Source organism: Flagellimonas olearia, assembly GCF_004150225.1.
Lineage (GTDB): Bacteria > Bacteroidota > Bacteroidia > Flavobacteriales > Flavobacteriaceae > Flagellimonas > Flagellimonas olearia.
Window position 1 is genome coordinate 1 of sequence record NZ_ML142914.1, and the last position, 19,782, is coordinate 19,782.

12 protein-coding genes are annotated in these 19,782 nt (G+C 45.1%); 3 read left to right on the top strand and 9 right to left on the bottom strand.

Annotation, left to right across the window (positions count from 1 at the left end):
* The 3 genes from DN53_RS18095 to DN53_RS15740 form a co-directional block, all read left to right on the top strand.
* A partial coding sequence (locus tag DN53_RS18095; RefSeq protein WP_165357459.1) for a T9SS type B sorting domain-containing protein occupies positions 1 to 2,421 on the top strand: 2,421 nt, incomplete at its 5' end.
* Positions 2,422 to 2,451: 30 nt separating this feature from the next.
* The gene (locus tag DN53_RS15735) at positions 2,452 to 3,342 is read left to right on the top strand and encodes a PorP/SprF family type IX secretion system membrane protein (RefSeq protein WP_129655816.1); all 891 of its coding nucleotides are present in this window, start codon (positions 2,452 to 2,454) and stop codon (positions 3,340 to 3,342) included.
* 172 nt (positions 3,343 to 3,514) lie between these two features.
* Complete coding sequence (locus DN53_RS15740; RefSeq protein WP_129655818.1) at positions 3,515 to 5,122, top strand: aminotransferase class V-fold PLP-dependent enzyme; 1,608 nt, start codon at positions 3,515 to 3,517, stop codon at positions 5,120 to 5,122.
* Positions 5,123 to 5,150: 28 nt separating this feature from the next.
* Here the strand turns inward: DN53_RS15740 and DN53_RS15745 are convergent, their stop codons facing one another.
* The 9 genes from DN53_RS15745 to DN53_RS15785 form a co-directional block, all read right to left on the bottom strand.
* Positions 5,151 to 5,714: an RNA polymerase sigma factor gene (locus DN53_RS15745; protein WP_129655821.1), complete on the bottom strand. Its 564-nt coding sequence runs from the start codon at positions 5,712 to 5,714 to the stop codon at positions 5,151 to 5,153.
* A gap of 147 nt (positions 5,715 to 5,861) precedes the next feature.
* Entirely contained in the window at positions 5,862 to 7,607 is a 1,746-nt protein-coding gene (locus DN53_RS15750; protein WP_129655823.1) for a RagB/SusD family nutrient uptake outer membrane protein, read from the bottom strand.
* 14 nt (positions 7,608 to 7,621) lie between these two features.
* Positions 7,622 to 11,101, bottom strand: coding sequence for a TonB-dependent receptor (locus DN53_RS15755; protein ID WP_165357461.1), 3,480 nt, complete (start codon positions 11,099 to 11,101; stop codon positions 7,622 to 7,624).
* Between the two features lie 136 nt (positions 11,102 to 11,237).
* Positions 11,238 to 12,176: a FecR family protein gene (locus DN53_RS15760; RefSeq protein ID WP_165357463.1), complete on the bottom strand. Its 939-nt coding sequence runs from the start codon at positions 12,174 to 12,176 to the stop codon at positions 11,238 to 11,240.
* A gap of 154 nt (positions 12,177 to 12,330) precedes the next feature.
* A complete protein-coding gene (locus DN53_RS15765; RefSeq protein WP_129655828.1) occupies positions 12,331 to 13,773 on the bottom strand; it encodes a calcineurin-like phosphoesterase C-terminal domain-containing protein in 1,443 nt (480 codons plus the stop codon).
* 158 nt (positions 13,774 to 13,931) lie between these two features.
* Positions 13,932 to 15,716: a PQQ-dependent sugar dehydrogenase gene (locus tag DN53_RS15770; protein ID WP_129655830.1), complete on the bottom strand. Its 1,785-nt coding sequence runs from the start codon at positions 15,714 to 15,716 to the stop codon at positions 13,932 to 13,934.
* A 14-nt stretch (positions 15,717 to 15,730) separates the two neighbouring features.
* Complete coding sequence (locus DN53_RS15775) at positions 15,731 to 16,528, bottom strand: ThuA domain-containing protein (RefSeq protein WP_129655832.1); 798 nt, start codon at positions 16,526 to 16,528, stop codon at positions 15,731 to 15,733.
* Between the two features lie 149 nt (positions 16,529 to 16,677).
* Entirely contained in the window at positions 16,678 to 18,471 is a 1,794-nt protein-coding gene (locus DN53_RS15780) for a ribonucleoside-diphosphate reductase subunit alpha (RefSeq protein ID WP_129655834.1), read from the bottom strand.
* A gap of 3 nt (positions 18,472 to 18,474) precedes the next feature.
* Entirely contained in the window at positions 18,475 to 19,749 is a 1,275-nt protein-coding gene (locus DN53_RS15785) for a ribonucleotide-diphosphate reductase subunit beta (RefSeq protein ID WP_129655836.1), read from the bottom strand.
* Between the last annotated feature and the right edge of the window lie 33 nt (positions 19,750 to 19,782).

Consider the following 19,782-nt stretch of genomic DNA (forward strand, 5'->3'; position numbering starts at 1 on the left):
AATTTCACCGTAAGTGAAACTGCATTGACCGTGGATGAAAACGCAGGGACCGATACTTTTACGGTCGTACTGGACTCCGGGCCCACTAGTGATGTTGTTCTTGACATAAGCAGTGACGATACCGATGAGGCCACCGTGGACAAGGCTCAATTGACTTTTACATCTGCTGATTGGGACACCCCACAGACCGTTACCGTTACCGGGGTGGATGATTTGGCCGTATCCGATGATACCGCCACAATATCCATCGTAGTGAATGATGGTTCAAGTGATGACACTTTTGATGGGCTCTCCGATAAGACCATTGCAATTACATTGACCAATAATGACTTTGATTCGGACGGTGATGGGGTTCTTGATGCTGTTGACAACTGTGTTTCCATCTCAAATGCCAATCAATTGGATACTGATTCGGATGGAGAGGGTGATGTATGTGATACAGATGATGATGGTGATGGCACACCAGATGTGGATGATGCTTTCCCCTTGGATCCAACTGAGGATACCGACACCGATGGAGACGGGGTAGGGAACAATGCGGATACCGATGACGATAATGACTTGCTTTTGGATGGGGAGGACCCCAATCCATTGGTAGATACCCAAACCACGGCACCTTCTTTGATATTGCCTGTTCCCGGTGAAACCTCCTATGACAATATTACCATACACTATTACGTGCCCGAAGACCCCTTGGCCAATAGTGTACAAGTGATCTTTAGTTCAACAGAAGACCCCAACAGTCCTATCACGCTTCAATTGGAAAACCCCTTACGTGACGAATTGAATACCATAATCATTGATGCCAAAGATTTGGCTTCGGCCACCGAAGTGATCTCGGCAAGCAGCAGCTCTTTGGTCAATGGAGCTTTGTATGATGTTACGTTGAGGTATCAAGATGCATTGGGCAACCCCACAGCGCAGGATACCAATAACGATCATACCATCATTACCGATCTGGAGTTTACCCATATCACCATTTCCTCGAACAATGCTTCCTCGGAATTGGCTAGGGCAGGGGACCGCGTATCGGTTGAGTTCGGTTTCAACAGACCGGTTGATGAAGTGGCACTTTCAATTCTTGGGAGTACGCTGATGTTTGATGATAGTGCCCTCATTGGTGAAAATACGTATTTGGGATGGATAGAGGTAAATGATACCATGTCCGAGGGTATTGTTGGATTCACTCTCACCGCAAACCCATCCACCGATAATTTGGTGGCAACCAATACGACCGATGGTAGCACCGTGACCATTGATACCACGGCACCACAACCAAGTCTGGTGATTGACGAGTCTCTTTATCTGGGCCCCTTCACCATTCAGTTACAATTTTCCGAACCCGTATTTGATTTGGCACCCTTTCCAGTTGAGATTGTGCCAGGACCTGGAGGGGAAACCATGGCAACCATGGGGGCCCTTCAAGAGGTGACACCAGGATTGGCCTATAACATTCCTGTTACACCCTTGGTTCCCGGAGAGTTGGTTTTCTTCAATGTGAATAATGGCATTGCACGGGATGAAGCGGGTAATTATACCCTTCCCTTGGGTATTGTGAATGGCACTTATTACGACTTGGATACCGACAATGATGGTATAGGGGATAGCACGGATACGGATGACGATAATGATGGTACCCCTGATACAGAGGACGCCTTCCCGTTGGATGACTCTGAAGACACCGATACCGATGGTGACGGAACTGGAGATAATGCCGACACGGATGACGATAATGACGGCACCCTGGATGCGGATGATGCATTCCCATTGGATGATTCCGAAGATACCGACACCGATGGAGACGGTCAAGGAGACAATTCAGATGATGACATCGATGGAGATGGAATTCCAAATGAGGAGGATATCTATCCCAATGGGGAAATCACGGATACGGACAATGATGGAGTTGCCGATGACGAGGATGCATTCCCCAATGACCCCAATGAAAGTGTGGATAGTGATGAGGATGGAACAGGAGACAATGCCGATACCGATGATGATAATGATGGTACCCCTGATAGTGAGGATGCCTTCCCGCTTGATGATTCTGAGGATACCGATACCGATGGTGACGGTATGGGTGACAATGAAGATGAGGATGACGACAACGACGGGGTTCCGGATACGGATGCCACCACAGATAATGAGCCAACGATTACTCCAGCCCAGGCGTTTACACCAAATGGTGATGGAAACAACGATACGTGGGTAGTTCCTGGTATAGAAAACTATCCCAACAATGTGGTGAAAGTCTACAACCGTTCAGGACACGAAGTGTTTGCTGCAAGATCTTACCAAAACAATTGGGGAGGTTATTACAAGGGTAAACATGGTATACTTCCAGCAGGTTCATACCTCTACGTAATCGACTTTGGAGATGGGTCTGCCCCGATGCAAGGCTGGATTTTCATCAATTATTAGACAGATAACAAGACAAAAGCACATACCATCATGAATATATTTCACAAATTATATCTTTTAATGACCGTTCTAATGTTCTCAGTGGTTACTAATGGGCAACAAGATCCCAACTACACCTTTTACAGGTACAATATGAACATTTACAACCCAGCCTTTGCCGGAAGCTCGGAAGCTGCCGAATTTTCCTTGGGAATTCGGAGTCAATGGGCCGGTGTGGAAGGCGCTCCAGAAAGCCAAAGTGCCATTTTTGGCATGCCAGTGGGTAGAAAATTGGGACTTGGTGTATCCGTTCTCAATGATCGCACTTTTATTGAACAGCAAACATGGGTGGCAGTGGATGTTTCGTATTACATTGATTTGGATGAAGAACATAAACTATATTTTGGAATCAAAGGGAGTGCCAATTCCTACGATGCCAACACGGATGGTCTAATTACCTATGGAATGGGGCAGGATGGTACCTTGCTCAATTACGAAAGTAGATTCACCCCCAATGTTGGGGCAGGGGCCTACCTGAAGCACGATCGATATTTTGTCTCTTTGTCGGTACCAAAACTTCTGACCCCGGATCGTCTACAGGAAAGAAATGGAAATGCCTATTTGGGGGCAGACCGTATGCATGCCTATTTGAGTGGAGGGTATAGTTTTATCCTTGGGAAAACCTTGGACTTGAAGACCGCAGGAATGTTCCGATATGTGGATGCCTCTCCCATGTCCCTGGAACTTACGGCAATATTGGATTTTGGGGAACGCTTTGAGTTTGGAGCATCCTATCGCTTTGATGAAAGTGTAAGTGGATTGTTCCTATTCAATATTTCACAAGGTTTCAATTTGGGATATGCCTACGAGACTTCCCTCCAAAGTGCCATTGAAGGTATTGATAACAGTACCCATGAACTGTTCATGAGATTAAGCCTGTAAAATTCATCACAAAGTATATTGGTTTTGTTCATATCCCCCAAAACGGGCTTAAGTTGGACATTTTTGTTGAATCTCGTTGAAAAAGCTCTACAAACGGGTTATCTTTAGTCAATTCGATAAAATTGGGGCATGTTTCCAAAGTGTACCCCAACGTAAACCTAGGATATACCATATGAAAAGAAGGGCACTGATCAGAAAATTGGGACTTGTTCCCTTGACCGGAGTTTTTGCACAATTGCTACCGTCCAGCGTATATGCGGGATGGGGCACGGAAAAAGCCGTTGACAAAGCAGATGTACTAAAGAAAGCCGCCAAAGGCAAGAGTATTTATGAGAAGTTGGGAGTCCGTCCGGTAATCAATGGACGGGGTACCATCACAGTCATTGGAGGCTGTAGGGTACTTCCGGAAGTAGAGCAGGCAATGCAGGAAGCCACCTTGGATTATGTGGAGTTCGATGAATTGATGGATGGTGTAGGCCAACGTCTAGGGGAATTGACCGGTGCCGAGTTTGGATTGGTCTCCACAGGGGCCACAGGGGCCATGATGATCGGGACCACAGGAATAGTCACTGGAGGGGATCCCGATAAATTATGGCAGCTCCCCAATTTGGATGGAATGAAAGATGAGGTCATCATCCCGCGCTATTCATGGACGGCATATGAGTCAGCGGTCAGGGGAGTGGGTGTTCGCATGATCACAGTGGACAACAAGGAAGAACTCAAGGCCGCTTTGGGCCCCCGTACGGCAATGGTATTGGTTTTGGCCGGATCAAAATCCATGAACGGACCACTTTCCATAAAAGAGATAGCAAGTGTTACCAAGCCGCTGGGTGTACCAATTATGGTAGATGCCGCCGCAGAAGGACTACCGATCCCCAATCCCCATATTTCACAAGGAGCCGATTTGGTGGCCTATAGTGGAGGAAAATATTTAGGCGGTCCCCAGTGTGCTGGACTGTTGATAGGTCGTAAGGATTTGATCAAGGCCGCTTGGGTGACCAGTGCACCGCACCATGGATTTGCACGAGGATATAAGGTTGGCCGGGAAGAAATCATGGGAATGCTTACCGCCGTTGAAATGTGGATGAAAAGGGACCATGCCAAGGAAAGGGAAACTTGGACCGGTACCTTGGAATACATTGCCGATAAGCTCAACAAAATCCCTGGATTGGAGACATCCATCAGACAACCCCCACCGGAACAACTTTCCAACCCAAGTCCCTCACTTAATGTAAAGTGGGACATGGAGAAAATACCCCTGACCGGATATGATGTGGAGCAGATATTGTGGGATGGCACACCAAGAGTGGCCGTTAGTGGGGCAGGTAGCTTTTTGCCCTTTCCTCCCAACATGGAGCCCAACATCCGGATCAATACATCTCAGCTTAGAGAAGGGGAGGAAAAGATAATTGCCGACCGTGTATTTGAGGTTTTGTCCAATCCACCCAAAATAGAGAGAAACCTGGATGCTGCCTCCTTTGATTTAAGTGGGGAGTGGGATGTTGCCATAGAGTTTGCGGCCACCGCTTCAGATCAAACCTTTGTCATTGCACAAAACGGGGAAGACGTAAAGGGGACCCATTATGGTAGTTATGCTTCTAGGGCATTGCAGGGCAGTGTTCATGGAGATGAGGTGCTCATTCGCAGTTCCCATACTCTGGATGGCGTTCGTCTTAACTTCACCTTCAAAGGGAAAATCCAGAATGGACAGTTGATGGGAGGTGATGTCAGTTTTAGCGAATACGGAAATGGAAAATGGCAGGCCAAACGCCGCTATTGATGTTTGGCAGTAGGTTGGGAAGTTTTTCTTAGCTATTGAAAAAGATGAGCACCAGTATTTGCAAACAGTTTTTATAGTGTAACCTGAAAAGACTGAGGGCATTGCTGATATGGGTTTCCACCGTTCGGATGGAGATATCCATTTCTTGGGCAATTTCTTTGTTATTATACCCTTGTACACGACTTAAGTAGAAGACCTTTCTACACCGGTTGGGCAACTTATCCATGGTTTTTAAAAAAAGTTCTTTGGACTCCAGATAATCCATGTGTTCCTCCGGTCCTTCGGAAATTGGCTCGGATTTCAAGGTGTCTTCCGCAGAAACTTTGCGCTGTTCCTGTTTTAGAAAATTGATGGCACGGTATTTTACCCCTCGAAACAGATAGGCTTCTATTTGGTGGATTTGGGTAGTGGCCGATTTTTCCCAAAGACTTATAAAAATTTCCTGGACCAAATCCTCGGAGACCTGATGATCGCCAGTAAAACTATAGGCATAGATATAGAGGCGTTTCCAGTAGAGGGCAAAAATCTTTTCGAGTGCTTTTTCCTGACGATTTTGGAGAGCTTTAAAAATCAATTTTTGGTTTTCCATCATCTGCGGCACCTTGTGTTTATTGGGGGCGTCTGTAACAAATTTATTAGGGGAAAGTCAACAGATCGCTTTGCGAACATTATGCTTTTGTTACTAAAAAGTATCCCCGAAAAACTGCTGTTTTCCAGGGATACGATCTACTGAAACCTTTTACCAATTTGGGTTTTGGACAAGGTTGGTGTTCAATTGCAATTCTTGGATTGGAATAGGGAGTAGGTAATCCCTGTTCTCATTAAAAGTCCTATCATTAAAATCTGGAAGGGGATCTATCAGGTTGTCTGCACTTAACTGGATATCGGTCCCTAATTGAAAATATTTGGCTCCGCTGATCTGACCTGTGGGAAGCTCGCCCTCATACACCACCAAGTCAATGGCGCCATTTCCATCCAAGTCATATTCGCCAGCCCCGGGCAAATAAATTCCACGCAAGGGCAAGGTAAGGGACTGTCCTGCTTTCCAACGTCTAATGTCGTTCCAACGGTGACCTTCCATATACAGTTCTACCCTGCGCTCCCTTCTGATCTCCAAAATAAGTCCCATGTTGCTACCACCCACATTAGGATAAAACATTTCTTGATAGGCATCTGGGTTTGCGTTGGCATCGACCACGGATACATTTGGCATGTCTACGCGATTGCGCAATAAACCAATGGATTTGTCCATGTCCTCTTGGGTAGCCGTACCCAGTTCCGCCTTGGCCTCGGCATAGTTCAATAGAACCTCCGCAAAACGGAATACGGGAAGATCGTTTGTGTTTTGGTTGATTCCATCCGAGTTTGCAGCAGTTACAAATTTGGTGAGATGATACCCGGTTATGGTGAAAGACAGGTCTGGAGGCAATTCAACACTTTGACCAATCCTGGTATAACCCGATGTGCGAATGGTTTGGGAAAGTCTTGGATCCCGATCGGCTGTTTCGTCCGCAAATGATAGGGTGTTGTAATTTGCCTGGTCGGTAAAACGGCTCCCATCTGCATTCAAATAGGAGTTCACTACAGATTTGGGCATTCCAGGTCTTCCCTGTGACCCGGTCAACGTATAGTAATTTGCCCGATGCCCATTGGTAAGGGGTTCTGTGTATTCCCTGGCCAAAATAACCTCGGAAGTTTCGGAGGCCTCGGCCCTGAACAGATCGGCATAATCCGAACTTGGATTACCAGTACTGTACAAGGTATAAGGGCTACTTTCCATCAACTCCTCGGAAGCGGAAATGGATGCCTGTAGGTATTTCTCATAACCGGGGATGCCATGGTACTTTTCAAAGGTTCCTTCAAAAAGTCCGATTCTGGATTTCAAGGCCAATGCGGTGTACTTGCTTACTTCGTAGGCGTATGATTGGTCGTTCATATGGGCAATGGCCCAGTCCAGATCTTCCAAAATTTTATCCACAACAAACTGTCTACTGTCACGGGCTTTGTAAAGATCTTGGTCATCGGCTTCCATGGTCTTGTCATACCAAGGCACATCCCCAAAGTTCATGACCATGTTAAAGTAAAAATAGGCCCTGAAAAAGCGGGCAACCCCACCGTAGCGATTTTTAGCGGATTCATCGTCACACTTTTCATAGTTTTCCAAAAAGTAGTTGATATCACGCAGGTTGTTCCAGTTCCAACCGCCACCACTTGAGGGGACAATACGGGAATCGGTCATCAGGTCGCTCAAGGTATTGTGGACAATCTCGCCGCTGTAGCTGTCCGCGGTGAAGATTTCACCCCGGGAAGAACTGTTGGGCAATAAAAGATAAAAACCGTTGGTGTACAACTCCAAATCGGAAGCGGTCAAAAAGAAACTGTCTTCACTGACATCCGAAATGGGATTTTTATCCAAATAGTCGTCACTGCAGTTCACAAAGAATAAACTGCTTAAACTGATCAATGCTATATATATTCGTTTCATCGTCTTGGTTAGATTTAAAATTGAACTGAAATACCCAATGAATATGTCTTGGACATGGGGGCTTCCTGGCCTCTGGAATCATAGGAATACGAACCAGAAGGGGAATTCAGGTTAACTTGGTTGCTTGCAATTTCCGGGTCGATGTAATCCGTCAACTTGGTAAAGGTTAGGATGTTCTCTCCGCTGAGATAGAGTCTGATCTTGTCAAAAGGTGTCCGTTCCAAGACCGACTGGGGCAGGTTGTACCCAAACGTTAGGTTCTTAAGTCGCAAGTAAGAGATGTCCTGTAGGTACCGATCATTAATGTTGTACAGGGAATTACGGCCGCTAAGGGCAATGTAACCAAAGCCTCTGGGGTAAAAGCCGTTTGGATTTTCAGGGGACCAAATGTCATTGGCCAAATCTTTACGTACAAAAGAGGCATAGGGACGGCTATAAGGCCCCCAGAACAATTGGGAGTTGTAGCCTGGATACCAATCTTGTTTACCTACACCTTGGAAAAATGCCGAGATGTCAAAGCCTTTCCAGCTTGATGATATTCTAAAATTATAGAGGTATTTTGGAGCTACGTTCCCAACAATTTTTTGATCTCCTGGATCATCAAGTGTATTGGTACCCGCGTTCACAACACCGTCTCCATTAAGGTCGGCATACTTAACATCCCCGGGTTGTAATCCACCCCTACCGGATATTCTTGCCGTTACGTAGGATTGGTCTACATGTGCGGCCACTTCCTCTTCTGATTGAAAGAGTCCGTCAATTTGATACCCCCAGATATCCCCAATGACCATTCCTTCATAAAAGGAGTTCAACAAGTTTTCTGGATTATCAAACTTGGTGATCGTGGTCTCGGAGTTGGAAAGTCCGGCACTCACGCTGAGTTGAAAAGGGGAACCACCCAAATTAAAGCTGTCGGTAAATCCAAGGGACAGTTCAAAACCTTTGGTTTCCAGGTCAGCGGCATTCTCTTTTGGAGCTGATGCCCCCAAAGTGGCAGGAAGTACCTGACCGGCGGTGAGCATTCCCAAAGTCTCCCTTTTGAACCAGTCAAAATTTGCGGTTACCCTGTTGTTGAAAAGTCCAAGATCAACCCCAAAGTCCAAGGTGCGAACCTCTTCCCAAGTAATCTCAACCGGGTTAAGAGCAGGGGAGGAGATAGATTCCAAAGGACTTCCGTTCAATGAGAACGCCTCGTTTACGGAGCGTGACAAAACAGGTTGGTAGGAGTATGGGGAAACTTCTTGGTTACCCAAAGACCCATAAGAGGCCCTTAGTTTCAATTGGCTCAAGACCGGATGCAAGCTTTCCATAAAACCTTCATTGTGCAGTGCCCATGCCGCGGAAACCGAAGGGAAGAAACCCCATCTGAAGTCTGAGGGGAACCTAGAGGTGCCATCGTACCTGCCATTCAGTTCCAAAAAGTACTTGTTGTCATAATCGTATGATAGTCTTGAGTATACACCTTGTATGGCCCATTCGTAGGCACTTCCTGTGGCATCATCCGCCGTGGTACCCAGCCCCAAGGAATTAAGGTCATCGGAAATCAATCCCTGCGTGCTGGCCTGGATGGTCTTGCTGTACATGGATTCTTGTCCAAAACCTGCCATGACATCCATATGATGCTTACCGAAACGCTTGTTGTAATCGGCATATATGTTGAAAGCATCATAATCGGCTGAGGTATTGAACTCGGTTAATTTATCGGAACTCATGGTCTGTATGTCGTCCACGTATATGCTCCAAGGCACCAAAGTGGATCTTTGAAAAATGTTCTGGTTCATTTTTCGGTAGGCGTAGCTTGCCTTGACGGTAAGTCCATCAACAGGGGTCAAGGTGGCCGTTACAATGTTGGAAAACTCGGAATCCTCAGTTTCTTGTTTGGATTTTCCATGCAATAGAGAGGCATAGAGTCCGTCACCGGCCGCATAGTTGTTCAATTCACTTCGATAGAAATAGGTGCCATCGGGATTGGTTGGCGAATACCAGGGCATGGCATGGTTGTACACCAAATAATTCCAATAGTTTCCGTGCCATCCACCTCGGTATCCTCCATATTGAAGGTCATCAAAGCGGTTGAACTGCATGTTGTCTGAAATGGTGATCCAATCATTCAGCTTAAACTCAACTTTGGCCCTGTAGTTCTCCTTTTTAAACAGGTCCTCTTGAACTTTTAGGATGCCAATTTCACGGTAGTTTCGGTATGAGAAATACCCTTTCAGTTTTTCACTTCCGCCACTTATCGAGGCATTATAGATTTGGGAAGGTCTGCTCTTTCGGAAGAAAGTGTTCCACCAATCGGTTTTGGCGTAGTGGACATACTGCTGCCGACCATTTCGAGTATCTGTGATCACACGTGCCAAGGATGGGTTGGCAGATACCTCCTGCAATGCGGTGTAATCCGCTTCGGTATATCTGGAGTACGATGCACCACTGCTCGCCTGAAAGAAACTATCCGCAATCTGTATGGCCTCGTAGGGATCGGTTACAAAGTCGGTATTAGTGGTGACTTGACTTATGGCCGTAGTGGCCTCCAAGCTTACTTTTAGGTCACCTTCCTTCGCTTGCTTCGTGGTGATCAAGACTACACCAAAAGAAGCACGGGCACCATAAATAGCTGCGGCACCCGCGTCCTTCAAAACACTGATGTTCTCTATATCGCTTGGATTGATATCGTTGATGTCTCCTTCCACACCATCAATGATGATCAATGGATCTCCACCATTGATGGAGGTAAAACCCCGGATGTTGATGTTGGGGGTATCTGTAGGGCGACCGTTGGAACGGGTAATGGTAAGCCCCGGTGTCAACCCTTGAAGTGCCACGGCGGCATTGCTCACCGGACGTTCCGCCAAAGCACTGACATCTACCTTGCTGACTGCTGCACTTAAGGATTCAATGGTTTTTTCCCCATAACCAATAACAACCACCTCATCCAATTGCTCACTATTGGCATCCAATTGAATGGAAATGGTATTGGTATCGGAAGTGATTGTATAGGTTTGTGTTTCCATCCCAACATAGGAGAACTCCAGAACATCACCGATTTTGGCTACAATTTCAAAGTTTCCGTCAAAGTCGGTCACAACGCCTTTGTCCGTACCCACAACCAATACATTGGCTCCCATCAAGGGTTCTCCTGTATTGTCTTTTACAGACCCTTTGATGATTTGTTGTACAGGTTGGGTAGACCTTGATTTTACATAAACGGTGATATTGCTTTTCTGGATTTGGTATCCCAGCCCGTATACTTGGGCCAGATCATCCATGACGGATTTTAGGGGTAGGTTGTTATAGTCGACATTTACCTTGTGCTTGATTTGTTTTACCTCATTGGTATAGATAAAGCTGACCGGGGCTTGTTCCTCAATCTTGGTAAAGATGGTCACAAGATTAATTTGACTTTGGTGTAGATTGATATTGGGAGAGTTCTCCACTTTGGCTTGGGCCGGTAGTGCAAAAAATTGCATGGCCCATAACATCATGATGGTTTTCATAACGTTTCCGTTGAAAAAAAATAGTAATTTTGGTTTCATTATATCATACTATGTATTTGGTGAATATGTAGTTAATAGGGCCTTTTCTGTTGGCGCAGAAGAGGCTTTTTTGTTGGGCTCAGTGCTATATCATAGGTTATGGTTTTTGGGGTTCTACTTGGTTTTCAGAAGTGATTTGGGCACCGGTTAGCAGCTCCAAACTTTCTATGGTCTCTTCCAATGTGGGGTTGATGAACTTACCCGAAATGGTCTTGTTGGTAACATCTTCTGTTAACATGTGCAGTTTCACATTGAACCAACGTTCCACAATGCGAAGGGTCTCCTCAAGGGAATGGTCGTCCAGAACAATGATATTGTCCAACCACGAAATGTCTTTGATAGTATTTTGCTTGGTCACCAGATGATTGCCGGTGCCTTTATCAAACAGCAATTGCTCATTTGGTTTCAATGTGGCCAAGACGTTGTTTTCCTCACTGACTTGAATGGACCCTGTGGCCAGACTGATTTTAATATCTGGATTGTCGGTATAGGCCCTTATGTTGAATGAGGTTCCCAACACCTTGGTTTTTAGGATTGGGGTAGTTACCCAAAAGGGTTGGTCGGGGTTATGGGAGACCTCAAAAAAAGCCTCTCCAGTCATATTCACCTGTCTGGTTTCTCCTGCAAAAAACTCGGGATAGGTGATGCTGCTCCCTGAGTTCAAAGTCACTAGGGAACTATCTGGGAGTACCACCTGCTTTTTTTCTCCTAAATTGGAAGTTATCGTAATCAGTTGGGCTTCTTTTCTGGGGAACAGTTCCATGGAGGAAATCCCAAGGATGGCCAAAATGGATATGGTGGCTGCTATCCGATAGACTGCTTTACGTCTATTACGGATGGTGATTTCCTTGGACGTTTTTATACGAGCGGCTATTCTCTGGTATAACTGTCTCTTCGTACGCTGTTCCGTATTGGGAGGGAACAATTGCCCACCATAGGTGTTGTAGTATTCCTCAAGTTCCAACTCCTCACTTTTGGTGCAGGTATTGTCAAGGTATTTTTCTACCAATTCATGAAAACGTTCCCGATGGATCATAGTTTTTGGTTTCGGTGCTTGTTGTGAAGTCAATAAAAAAGGCCTTGCCACGTAATGCGGAAGACCTTTTTTAATCATTGTTAACCTTTTATTTATACAGCTTGGGACGGCTTAACAATGAGCTAACAATAGGGGGTTGGATTCGTTTGGGTGGTTAAACGTTTACCGTTTCCACATACACATTGCCGAAGTTATCCGTAACCTCAATGGTGATTTCATCTATATGATCACTAGGTTCAAAAAAGAACATATGGTCAGTTGAAGCAGGCTCTACCCAAGTTCTTCGTTCGGGCAGTTTTTTACCCAAATGGAGCTCGGTGCTTAAGGGGTCGGTGGTCTTTACGTTTCTCACATGCGCATTTCGGTTTCCGTTTTCATACCAACAGATGTTCCATTTGGGGTTCCAATTCCAGACATTGATACTGCACGAATTTGGGAATTCTGGGTTTGCTCCTCTTTTATAAAACCTGAATTGATGGGTCTTGGGTTTGTCCACGGCTTTATAATACCATGAAAGGTCACTACCGCTCATTTGATATACCCCATATCCATTGGGTGTACCATCACTGCAGATAGGTCCGCTCCACCATGCACCACATACCGCACCATGGACATGCTCAAAACAGTTTTCTTCAAAGGTGTTATAGTTTCTATGGGTATGCCCTGAAAGGATATGGACTTTGTAGGGCGCCAAAAGCTCATAGAGGTGGCTCTTGTTCTTCACTCCGCCAGCAATAGGGATATGGGTACAGACCACCACAGTGCGGCCAGCCTCAATGTATTGGAGATCCTGTTCCAGCCATGCCAGCTGATTTTCGGTAATATAACCTATGTATTCGCGTTCAACGCCGGTAAAGAAAACGTCATCGAGCACTACGTAATGGATTTCACCCCGGTTGAAAGAATAGTACGAAGGTCCAAACAGTCGGTTAAAAGTTCGGGTTGTGGCCTCATCGCTTCGTGAATCCAAATCCATATCATGGTTTCCAATCACCTGAAAAAATGGGATTTCAGTGGCTTTAATGGCTTTATTGTAGTCTTCGAACAAATGGAGCCGGTCATATACCAAATCCCCGCAACCCACCCCAAAAGTATTGGGGTCGTTCAATTCTTTGATGGTCTTGATGAAATCTGGAGTGGACGTTTTCAGTAATTCCCCAGCTTCGTATTCATTTTGGATTTGGGGATCGGCCAGAAGCAATAGACTATGTTTGTCATCGGACACTTCATTTTTCTGGAGTTGAAACAGAAACTCATTCTTCTCTTTGCTGGTATCAATGGGTTGGAAGAAAGAAGCGGAACCATTGGACAACTGATTCAAGGTATAGCCCGAAGGAATGCTTAAAAACACGAAGGGCTGTTGGGCAATACTCCAAAAATCGAAGTGCCCGTTGTGGTCCGTGGAGGTGACCGTGACACCGTCTGAAACCACAATCTTGGACAATCCTTTGCCACTGCTTATCACCCTTCCTTTTATCCTGATAGGTTTGGAGCGGGTAACGATACTATCCCAACTCAATACTGGAGATATGCCCAGAAGCGATAATGCTCCTGTGGTCCATCCCATCTTTTTAACAAATGTTCTTCGGTTTTCCATATTCTGTTTTTAAGGTTGTTTATGAATGAGTCAAAGAAAATGGGTAGGGCACGTAGTCCGAACTCTTTGTTTCTTCGTTAAGAAATCCAGAAATGAAAAAGGGAAGCTGTTTGTATTTGGAGGTTCAATGCGTATTTCTACGTTTTCCAGGGGAGGAGTTATGGGACCTTGTGAGGTACTACCCCTATAATTTTTCGGATGATGCCATCGGCTTTGTTCATGGTGTAGAGATTTCCATCCCCATCTTTTCCTATGCGAAGATCAGTCCGGGATTTCCCGACTATTTTTTTCATATCGGTATGTTCCCCTTTATAAAAAATACCAATCTCTTGGATGGGAATGGGCTGTGGTTCTTCTGAAAAACCATTGAGGAAAAAGAGTTTTCCCCGTACAATGTCCCCAAAAATATATTGATGGTTGAGTTCCTTGATTGGGCCTTCATAGACATATCCTCCAGAAATGGCATTCCCGGTTTCATGGCCATAGAGGGCAAACGGAAGTTCATACCTCATGTCGTTTGGGGTGAGGTTGTAGGTTTCTTTTATTTGTTTTGGGTTGATGCCAAAGTACCCTTCGCGTTCATTCCAGCCATAATCGCTACCGGGCTTGACCACATTGACTTCTTCCACGGTCAGTTCTCCCACATCTCCCGTGACCAGACGAGCATTTTCTCTCTTCCCGACCCATGTGATTCGATGTGGATTTCTGAATCCGTAAGCATATATTTCTTTCCAGATATCCTTATCGCTTTCATTGGCATAAGGGTTGTCCTTTGGAATTCCATAGTTTCCGTTTCTGGAATTGTTCCCGGTGGGGTCCAATCTAAGGATGGTACCCAGTGGCGAGCGGATACTATGGCATAACTCCGGATATCCTGCAATGGTACTGCCCCCATCCCCAATACCCAGATACAGCATGCCATAATCCGGGTTGTTTTTATCCTTGACATTTGAGAAGATGATGTCCTGCATACCGTGCAATCGGGTAGGGACATCGATTCGGAGAAGTTCTTTCCTGCTTCCTTGAAAAATCGGTTGCGTGGGATCACTGTTCACCCATTCGGTCAGGATCCATTGCATGGCCACTTCAATTCCTTTTCCTAATGGAAAATCAGGCACAATACCATGCGGTTTTTCGGTATGGATGGTATAGATTTTTCCATTTTTTAAATACTCCGGATGAAAGGTAAAGCTTCCAAGTCCCGATGCGAGTCCTGGACCATCGATGAAGTTTTCCGTTCTTTCTTTTAGATTTAAAAAAATGGTGGCCTTACCGTTTTGCAACTGGTAAATACTTCCTCTTTGATCATGAGCAAAGAGCATCGACTTACCATTTTTTAAGGGAACAGAACGCAAACTCGCCACTCGGGAAGGTGGATTTTCCCCAGTTTTGGGCATTTTAATAAAATCCTCCAGTACAACGGATAAGTTGGAGTGGTGTGCCTTGGGAATTGTGCTTAGGTCCGGTTCGGTTCTTTCGATGGAATCCTTGCTTTTCCCAATACCTGTTTCATTATCGTCAAATAGTAAACCCAAACTATCCGATGTTTTATGGATATAGGTGAATATGGACTCAACCTCTTCTTGGGACAGGAACGCAAACGAGGGCATATAGCTTTTGTACTGATCAAACAGCTTTGCGGCCCGTTCGTCTTTATCTTTAATCAGCTTTTCGGGATTCTGTACAAATTGAAGCAGCCAATCTTTTTCAATTTTAGTTGTGATTCCTCCCAATTTAGGTCCCATGCCATTCATCTTTAGGTCATGGCACGAAGCGCAGTATTGATGATATAGGGCTTTACCTTGGATGGCATCCCCGGTCCATTTTGATTCTTTTTTGGGTTGGCATCCCGAGACAAAAATGATTCCGATAAGCATTGCAAAAGCAATCCATGGAATGATGCGACTATCTTTTTTGCGTAGTGGATGCGTTTGGATTGACATAAGGGAACGTTGGGTTATTCACTTTCGGATCTGTCCAAAACGTAAAGGATCCCTCCTAGAACATGGTTCAGAAAACGTTCATCGGAATACGATTCCTTGGTGTGGCCCAAAGCGGTATAGAACATTCGCCCACCTTCAAAAGGTTTGTACCACGAAATGGGATGTCCGTTCTTATGCTTTCCTCCTTTGTAAGTGGATTCATCCACAGAAATAAGAAGATTGAAATTCTCATCCATCCACCTAAAGTTGTACCACTCGTCAAAACGTTTCCAAGTTTTGGATAAGTGGTGGGTGGACAAATGCATGTTATCATGCACAATGAGGGTAGCTTCCTGCGGTTCTGGATGTCCATCAAAATAACCACCGATCATTTTGCCATACCAGTCCCATTCATATTCGGTTGTAGACGCCCCATGGATTCCCATAAAACCTCCCCCGGATTGTATAAAATTCTTGAAAGCGGCCTCTTGCTTTCGGTTGAATACATTTCCGCTGGTACTTAGGAAGAGGACGGCATCATACTCCTTAAGTTTTTTGGTGTTGAACCAGCTGGATTTTTCAGTGGCTTCTACCTCAATGCCATTTTCTGCCCCCAGTTTCTTTAAAGCCTCGACGCCTACCTCAATGGACTCATGGCGAAACCCTTTGGTCTTCGAGAAAACCAGTAATTTTTTGGAAGGTGCATCTTGGCACCAAACCAAAAGAGGCACAAAGCATAGTGTACAGAGTAGTAATCCAATTCTTTTTGCCTTTGGAAAGGAGCGTCTGGAATTGCCTGAAACTATTTTGTTGAGTAAGCTTTTGGAGTGCATATGGTATTGTTTGGTTGTTTTGTGTTAAAAATACACAAATACAATAATAGGAATGTTTCCGTATAAAAAAAAAGCATTGTTTTAACAATGCTTTTTTAATACTATTATGATAATCCAAACTGGATACAAGTTTATGTCATAGGTATCCACTACGCCTCACAACTGGCACATTCTTTTTTCTGTTTGAATTTTTGCGCAGCATTCATGCTATGTTGGTAATACAAGGATTTTAGGCCCAGTTTCCAAGCCGTTACATGGATTTTGTTGATGTCCTTTGTGGGCATGTCCGGGTGCACAATGATGTTCACGGACTGTCCTTGATCTATATGGTTCTGTCTATTGGCCGCTTGATAAATTATATCCAATTGGTCCAACTCTGAATAGGTTTTGAATATGGCCTTTTCTTCTTCGGACAAGAAATCCAAATGCTGTACAGATCCATCCATGTCCCGGATACTTTTCCAAACCTCGGTGTTGTTTTGCCCTTTTTCCTCCAAAAGTTCCATGAGATATGGATTTTTGATGGTCACCTTGATCTTGGCGATATCCTTCACGTAGCAATTGGACCAGATAGGTTCAATTCCTTGGGAAACCTGGCCCAAGATAAACGCAGAGGAAGTGGTGGGCGCTATGGCATTCAATGTGGCGTTTCGCCTTCCGTAGCCTTTCAGCACCTCGGGCTCACCAAAACGTTCGGCCAATGCCTCGGAAGCGCTGTAGGAACGCTCTTTGATGGTTTTGAAAATTTCACTGTTCAGGTTATAGGCTTCTTGACTGTCAAAGGCCAATCTTTTGGATTGCAATAGGGAATGCCATCCCAATACACCCAAGCCCAAAGCTCTATTTTCTTTGGCAAAGTTATAGGCCCGCTCCATAAAAAGGAAGGTTTGACGGTCATCACGATCGGATGAATCCCGATAGGCTTCCAACTTTTCAACAAACTCTGTGATTACAGCGTCCAAGAAGTGCACCATGGTTTCCACGGCATCGGTGTCCTTCCACTTATCGTAATGCAATACGTTGATGCTGGACAATACACAGACAAAGGACCAATCATCGTTGGAAGGCAACATGATCTCGGTACAAAGGTTACTGGCATGGATACGGTGCTCTTTGTCCTTGTAAACATCGGCGGCCCCATTGTTGGCATTGTCGGAGAAGAACACATACGGATAGCCCATTTCGCCCCTTCGTTGCAACACTTTGGCCCAAACCGTTCTTTTGTCCACATCGCCATCAATCATTTCCTGCATCCATTGGTTGGTAACGGTAACCCCGTGGGTAAGCTGTTGGATGGGGTTCCCTTCGGTACCGATTTCCAAAAACTCCATGATATCGTTATGATCTATAGGTAGATACGGTGAAAAACGACCGCGACGAACCGACCCTTGGCTTACCACATCTACCATGGATTCAAACAATTGCATAATATGTACGGCACCCGAAGCCTGTCCGTTGTTCTTTACTGGCGCACCCCTGTGTCTGATCTTCCCAAAATAACCCGAAGTACCACCACCCAATTTGGACATCATGCCCACTTCGGACTGGGTATACAGGATATTCCCCATATCATCATCAATGTGGGAACCGAAACAACTGATTGGAAGCCCTCTTCTTTTACCAAAGTTGGACCACACAGGTGATGCCAAAGAAAAGAAACCTTCGGACATATAATTGTAGAACTTGTCTGCATAGCCCGGAATCCCCAAGATATCCTCGGCCCTTTCGGCAATTTCCCGAATACGGCCCTCCGGGGTAACACCCTCCGTGAGATACCCCGACGCCAAAAATTGGCGACTGTATTCGTTCAACCATTCAAACCCTTGTGGTTCTTCCTGGGTCTTGAGCTTGGTTAGGGTGCTTTTTCTGGCATTTAAAAGTTCTTGGGTACTGTTGTCTTGACTTTGTTCAACAATGTGGGGGGCTTGGGCTTTGTTCTCCATAATTTAAAAAAGGTCGTCGCTGGTTATACTTTGTGTTCTTTTGCTATAGTTGATGGATCGTTTTACAAAAAAGTCACCATGTTTGGTTCCAATGATCTCATCATCAAACCATTCGGTCTGCTCCAATAGTTTTTGGTCCACATCGAAGATTTTGGCAATGCCAATACTTTCCAAAGAGTTGTTGAATCGGTTTTTGATGAATTCGTTTACCACCGCCTTGGGAAGGAAATCCAGTTCCCCCTCCTCAAAGATCCAATCCACAATTTTGCTCTCGGCTTCAAAGGCTTTTTCACAGATTTCTTGGATCATGCTCTTGTACGCATCGTCAAACCACTCGGGATGTTCTTTTTTGATGATATTGATGACGTCAATTCCAAAATCGCCGTGGATTTGCTCTTCCTTGGAAGTGGCCTCCACTACGTTGGAAATGCCCTTGAGCACATTTTTATGCTTGTTAAAGGCCATGATGATCAAAAACTGGGAGAAGAGCGAAACGTGTTCTATGAAAAGGGAAAAGAGTAGAATGGACTCTGCATACTCCTTATTGTTTTCACTCTTGGCATTTTTCAGGGCCGTTTCCAAGTACTGCACCCGTTTCATGATCACCGGTTTTTTCTTCAGGTTCTCAAACTCCTGGTTGAGGCCTAAAATTTCCAATAGGTGTGAATAAGCGTCGTGGTGCCTTACCTCACTTTCGGCAAAAGTGGCACCCACGGAGCCTATTTCCGGTTTGGGCATACGGTGATAGATATCTCCCCAAAACGTTTTTACCGCCACTTCAATCTGCGAAATGGCCAGCATGGTATTTTTGATGGCACTGCGCTCCACATCGCTCAATCCCGATTTAAAATCCTGGATGTCACTGGTAAAGTTGAACTCCGTATGGATCCAATAGGAATGACGTATGGCTGGCACATATTCATACAATTGTGGGTACTCGTAGGGCTTTAGGTTGATACGCTTTTCAAAGATATCCGTCTCGCGCATTTGGGCCCTTTTGTTCCTGTAAATGATGTAGGCCTTGGCCACATCATGGAACTGACTGTCCATCAATACATTTTCCACAACATCCTGGACCTCCTCAACGGTTGGCACATAATGTTCATCCTTTTGCATCCGTTCCAATAGGGTTTCATGAACGCTATTGGCTATGCTCTGCGCATCATTTATCTGACCATGGTCCACTGCGGTCATGGCCTTTAAAATTGCGTTGGTTATTTTGTGCAAATCGAAGGGCTGTGTACTAAAATCCCTTTTAGTAATGTGAGAAATATGCATGAAAGAAAGTGTTTGGATTTGTTCTATCTGAAC

What these genes read in the sequence shown, in the direction of transcription:
- DN53_RS15735 (WP_129655816.1), top strand. Translation starts at nt 2,452, where the DNA reads ATGAATATATTTCACAAATTATATCTTTTAATGACCGTTCTAATGTTC.
- DN53_RS15740 (WP_129655818.1), top strand. Translation starts at nt 3,515, where the DNA reads ATGAAAAGAAGGGCACTGATCAGAAAATTGGGACTTGTTCCCTTGACC.
- DN53_RS15745 (WP_129655821.1), bottom strand. Translation starts at nt 5,714, where the DNA reads ATGATGGAAAACCAAAAATTGATTTTTAAAGCTCTCCAAAATCGTCAG.
- DN53_RS15750 (WP_129655823.1), bottom strand. Translation starts at nt 7,607, where the DNA reads ATGAAACGAATATATATAGCATTGATCAGTTTAAGCAGTTTATTCTTT.
- DN53_RS15755 (WP_165357461.1), bottom strand. Translation starts at nt 11,101, where the DNA reads ATGAAAACCATCATGATGTTATGGGCCATGCAATTTTTTGCACTACCG.
- DN53_RS15760 (WP_165357463.1), bottom strand. Translation starts at nt 12,176, where the DNA reads ATGATCCATCGGGAACGTTTTCATGAATTGGTAGAAAAATACCTTGAC.
- DN53_RS15765 (WP_129655828.1), bottom strand. Translation starts at nt 13,773, where the DNA reads ATGGAAAACCGAAGAACATTTGTTAAAAAGATGGGATGGACCACAGGA.
- DN53_RS15770 (WP_129655830.1), bottom strand. Translation starts at nt 15,716, where the DNA reads ATGTCAATCCAAACGCATCCACTACGCAAAAAAGATAGTCGCATCATT.
- DN53_RS15775 (WP_129655832.1), bottom strand. Translation starts at nt 16,528, where the DNA reads ATGCACTCCAAAAGCTTACTCAACAAAATAGTTTCAGGCAATTCCAGA.
- DN53_RS15780 (WP_129655834.1), bottom strand. Translation starts at nt 18,471, where the DNA reads ATGGAGAACAAAGCCCAAGCCCCCCACATTGTTGAACAAAGTCAAGAC.
- DN53_RS15785 (WP_129655836.1), bottom strand. Translation starts at nt 19,749, where the DNA reads ATGCATATTTCTCACATTACTAAAAGGGATTTTAGTACACAGCCCTTC.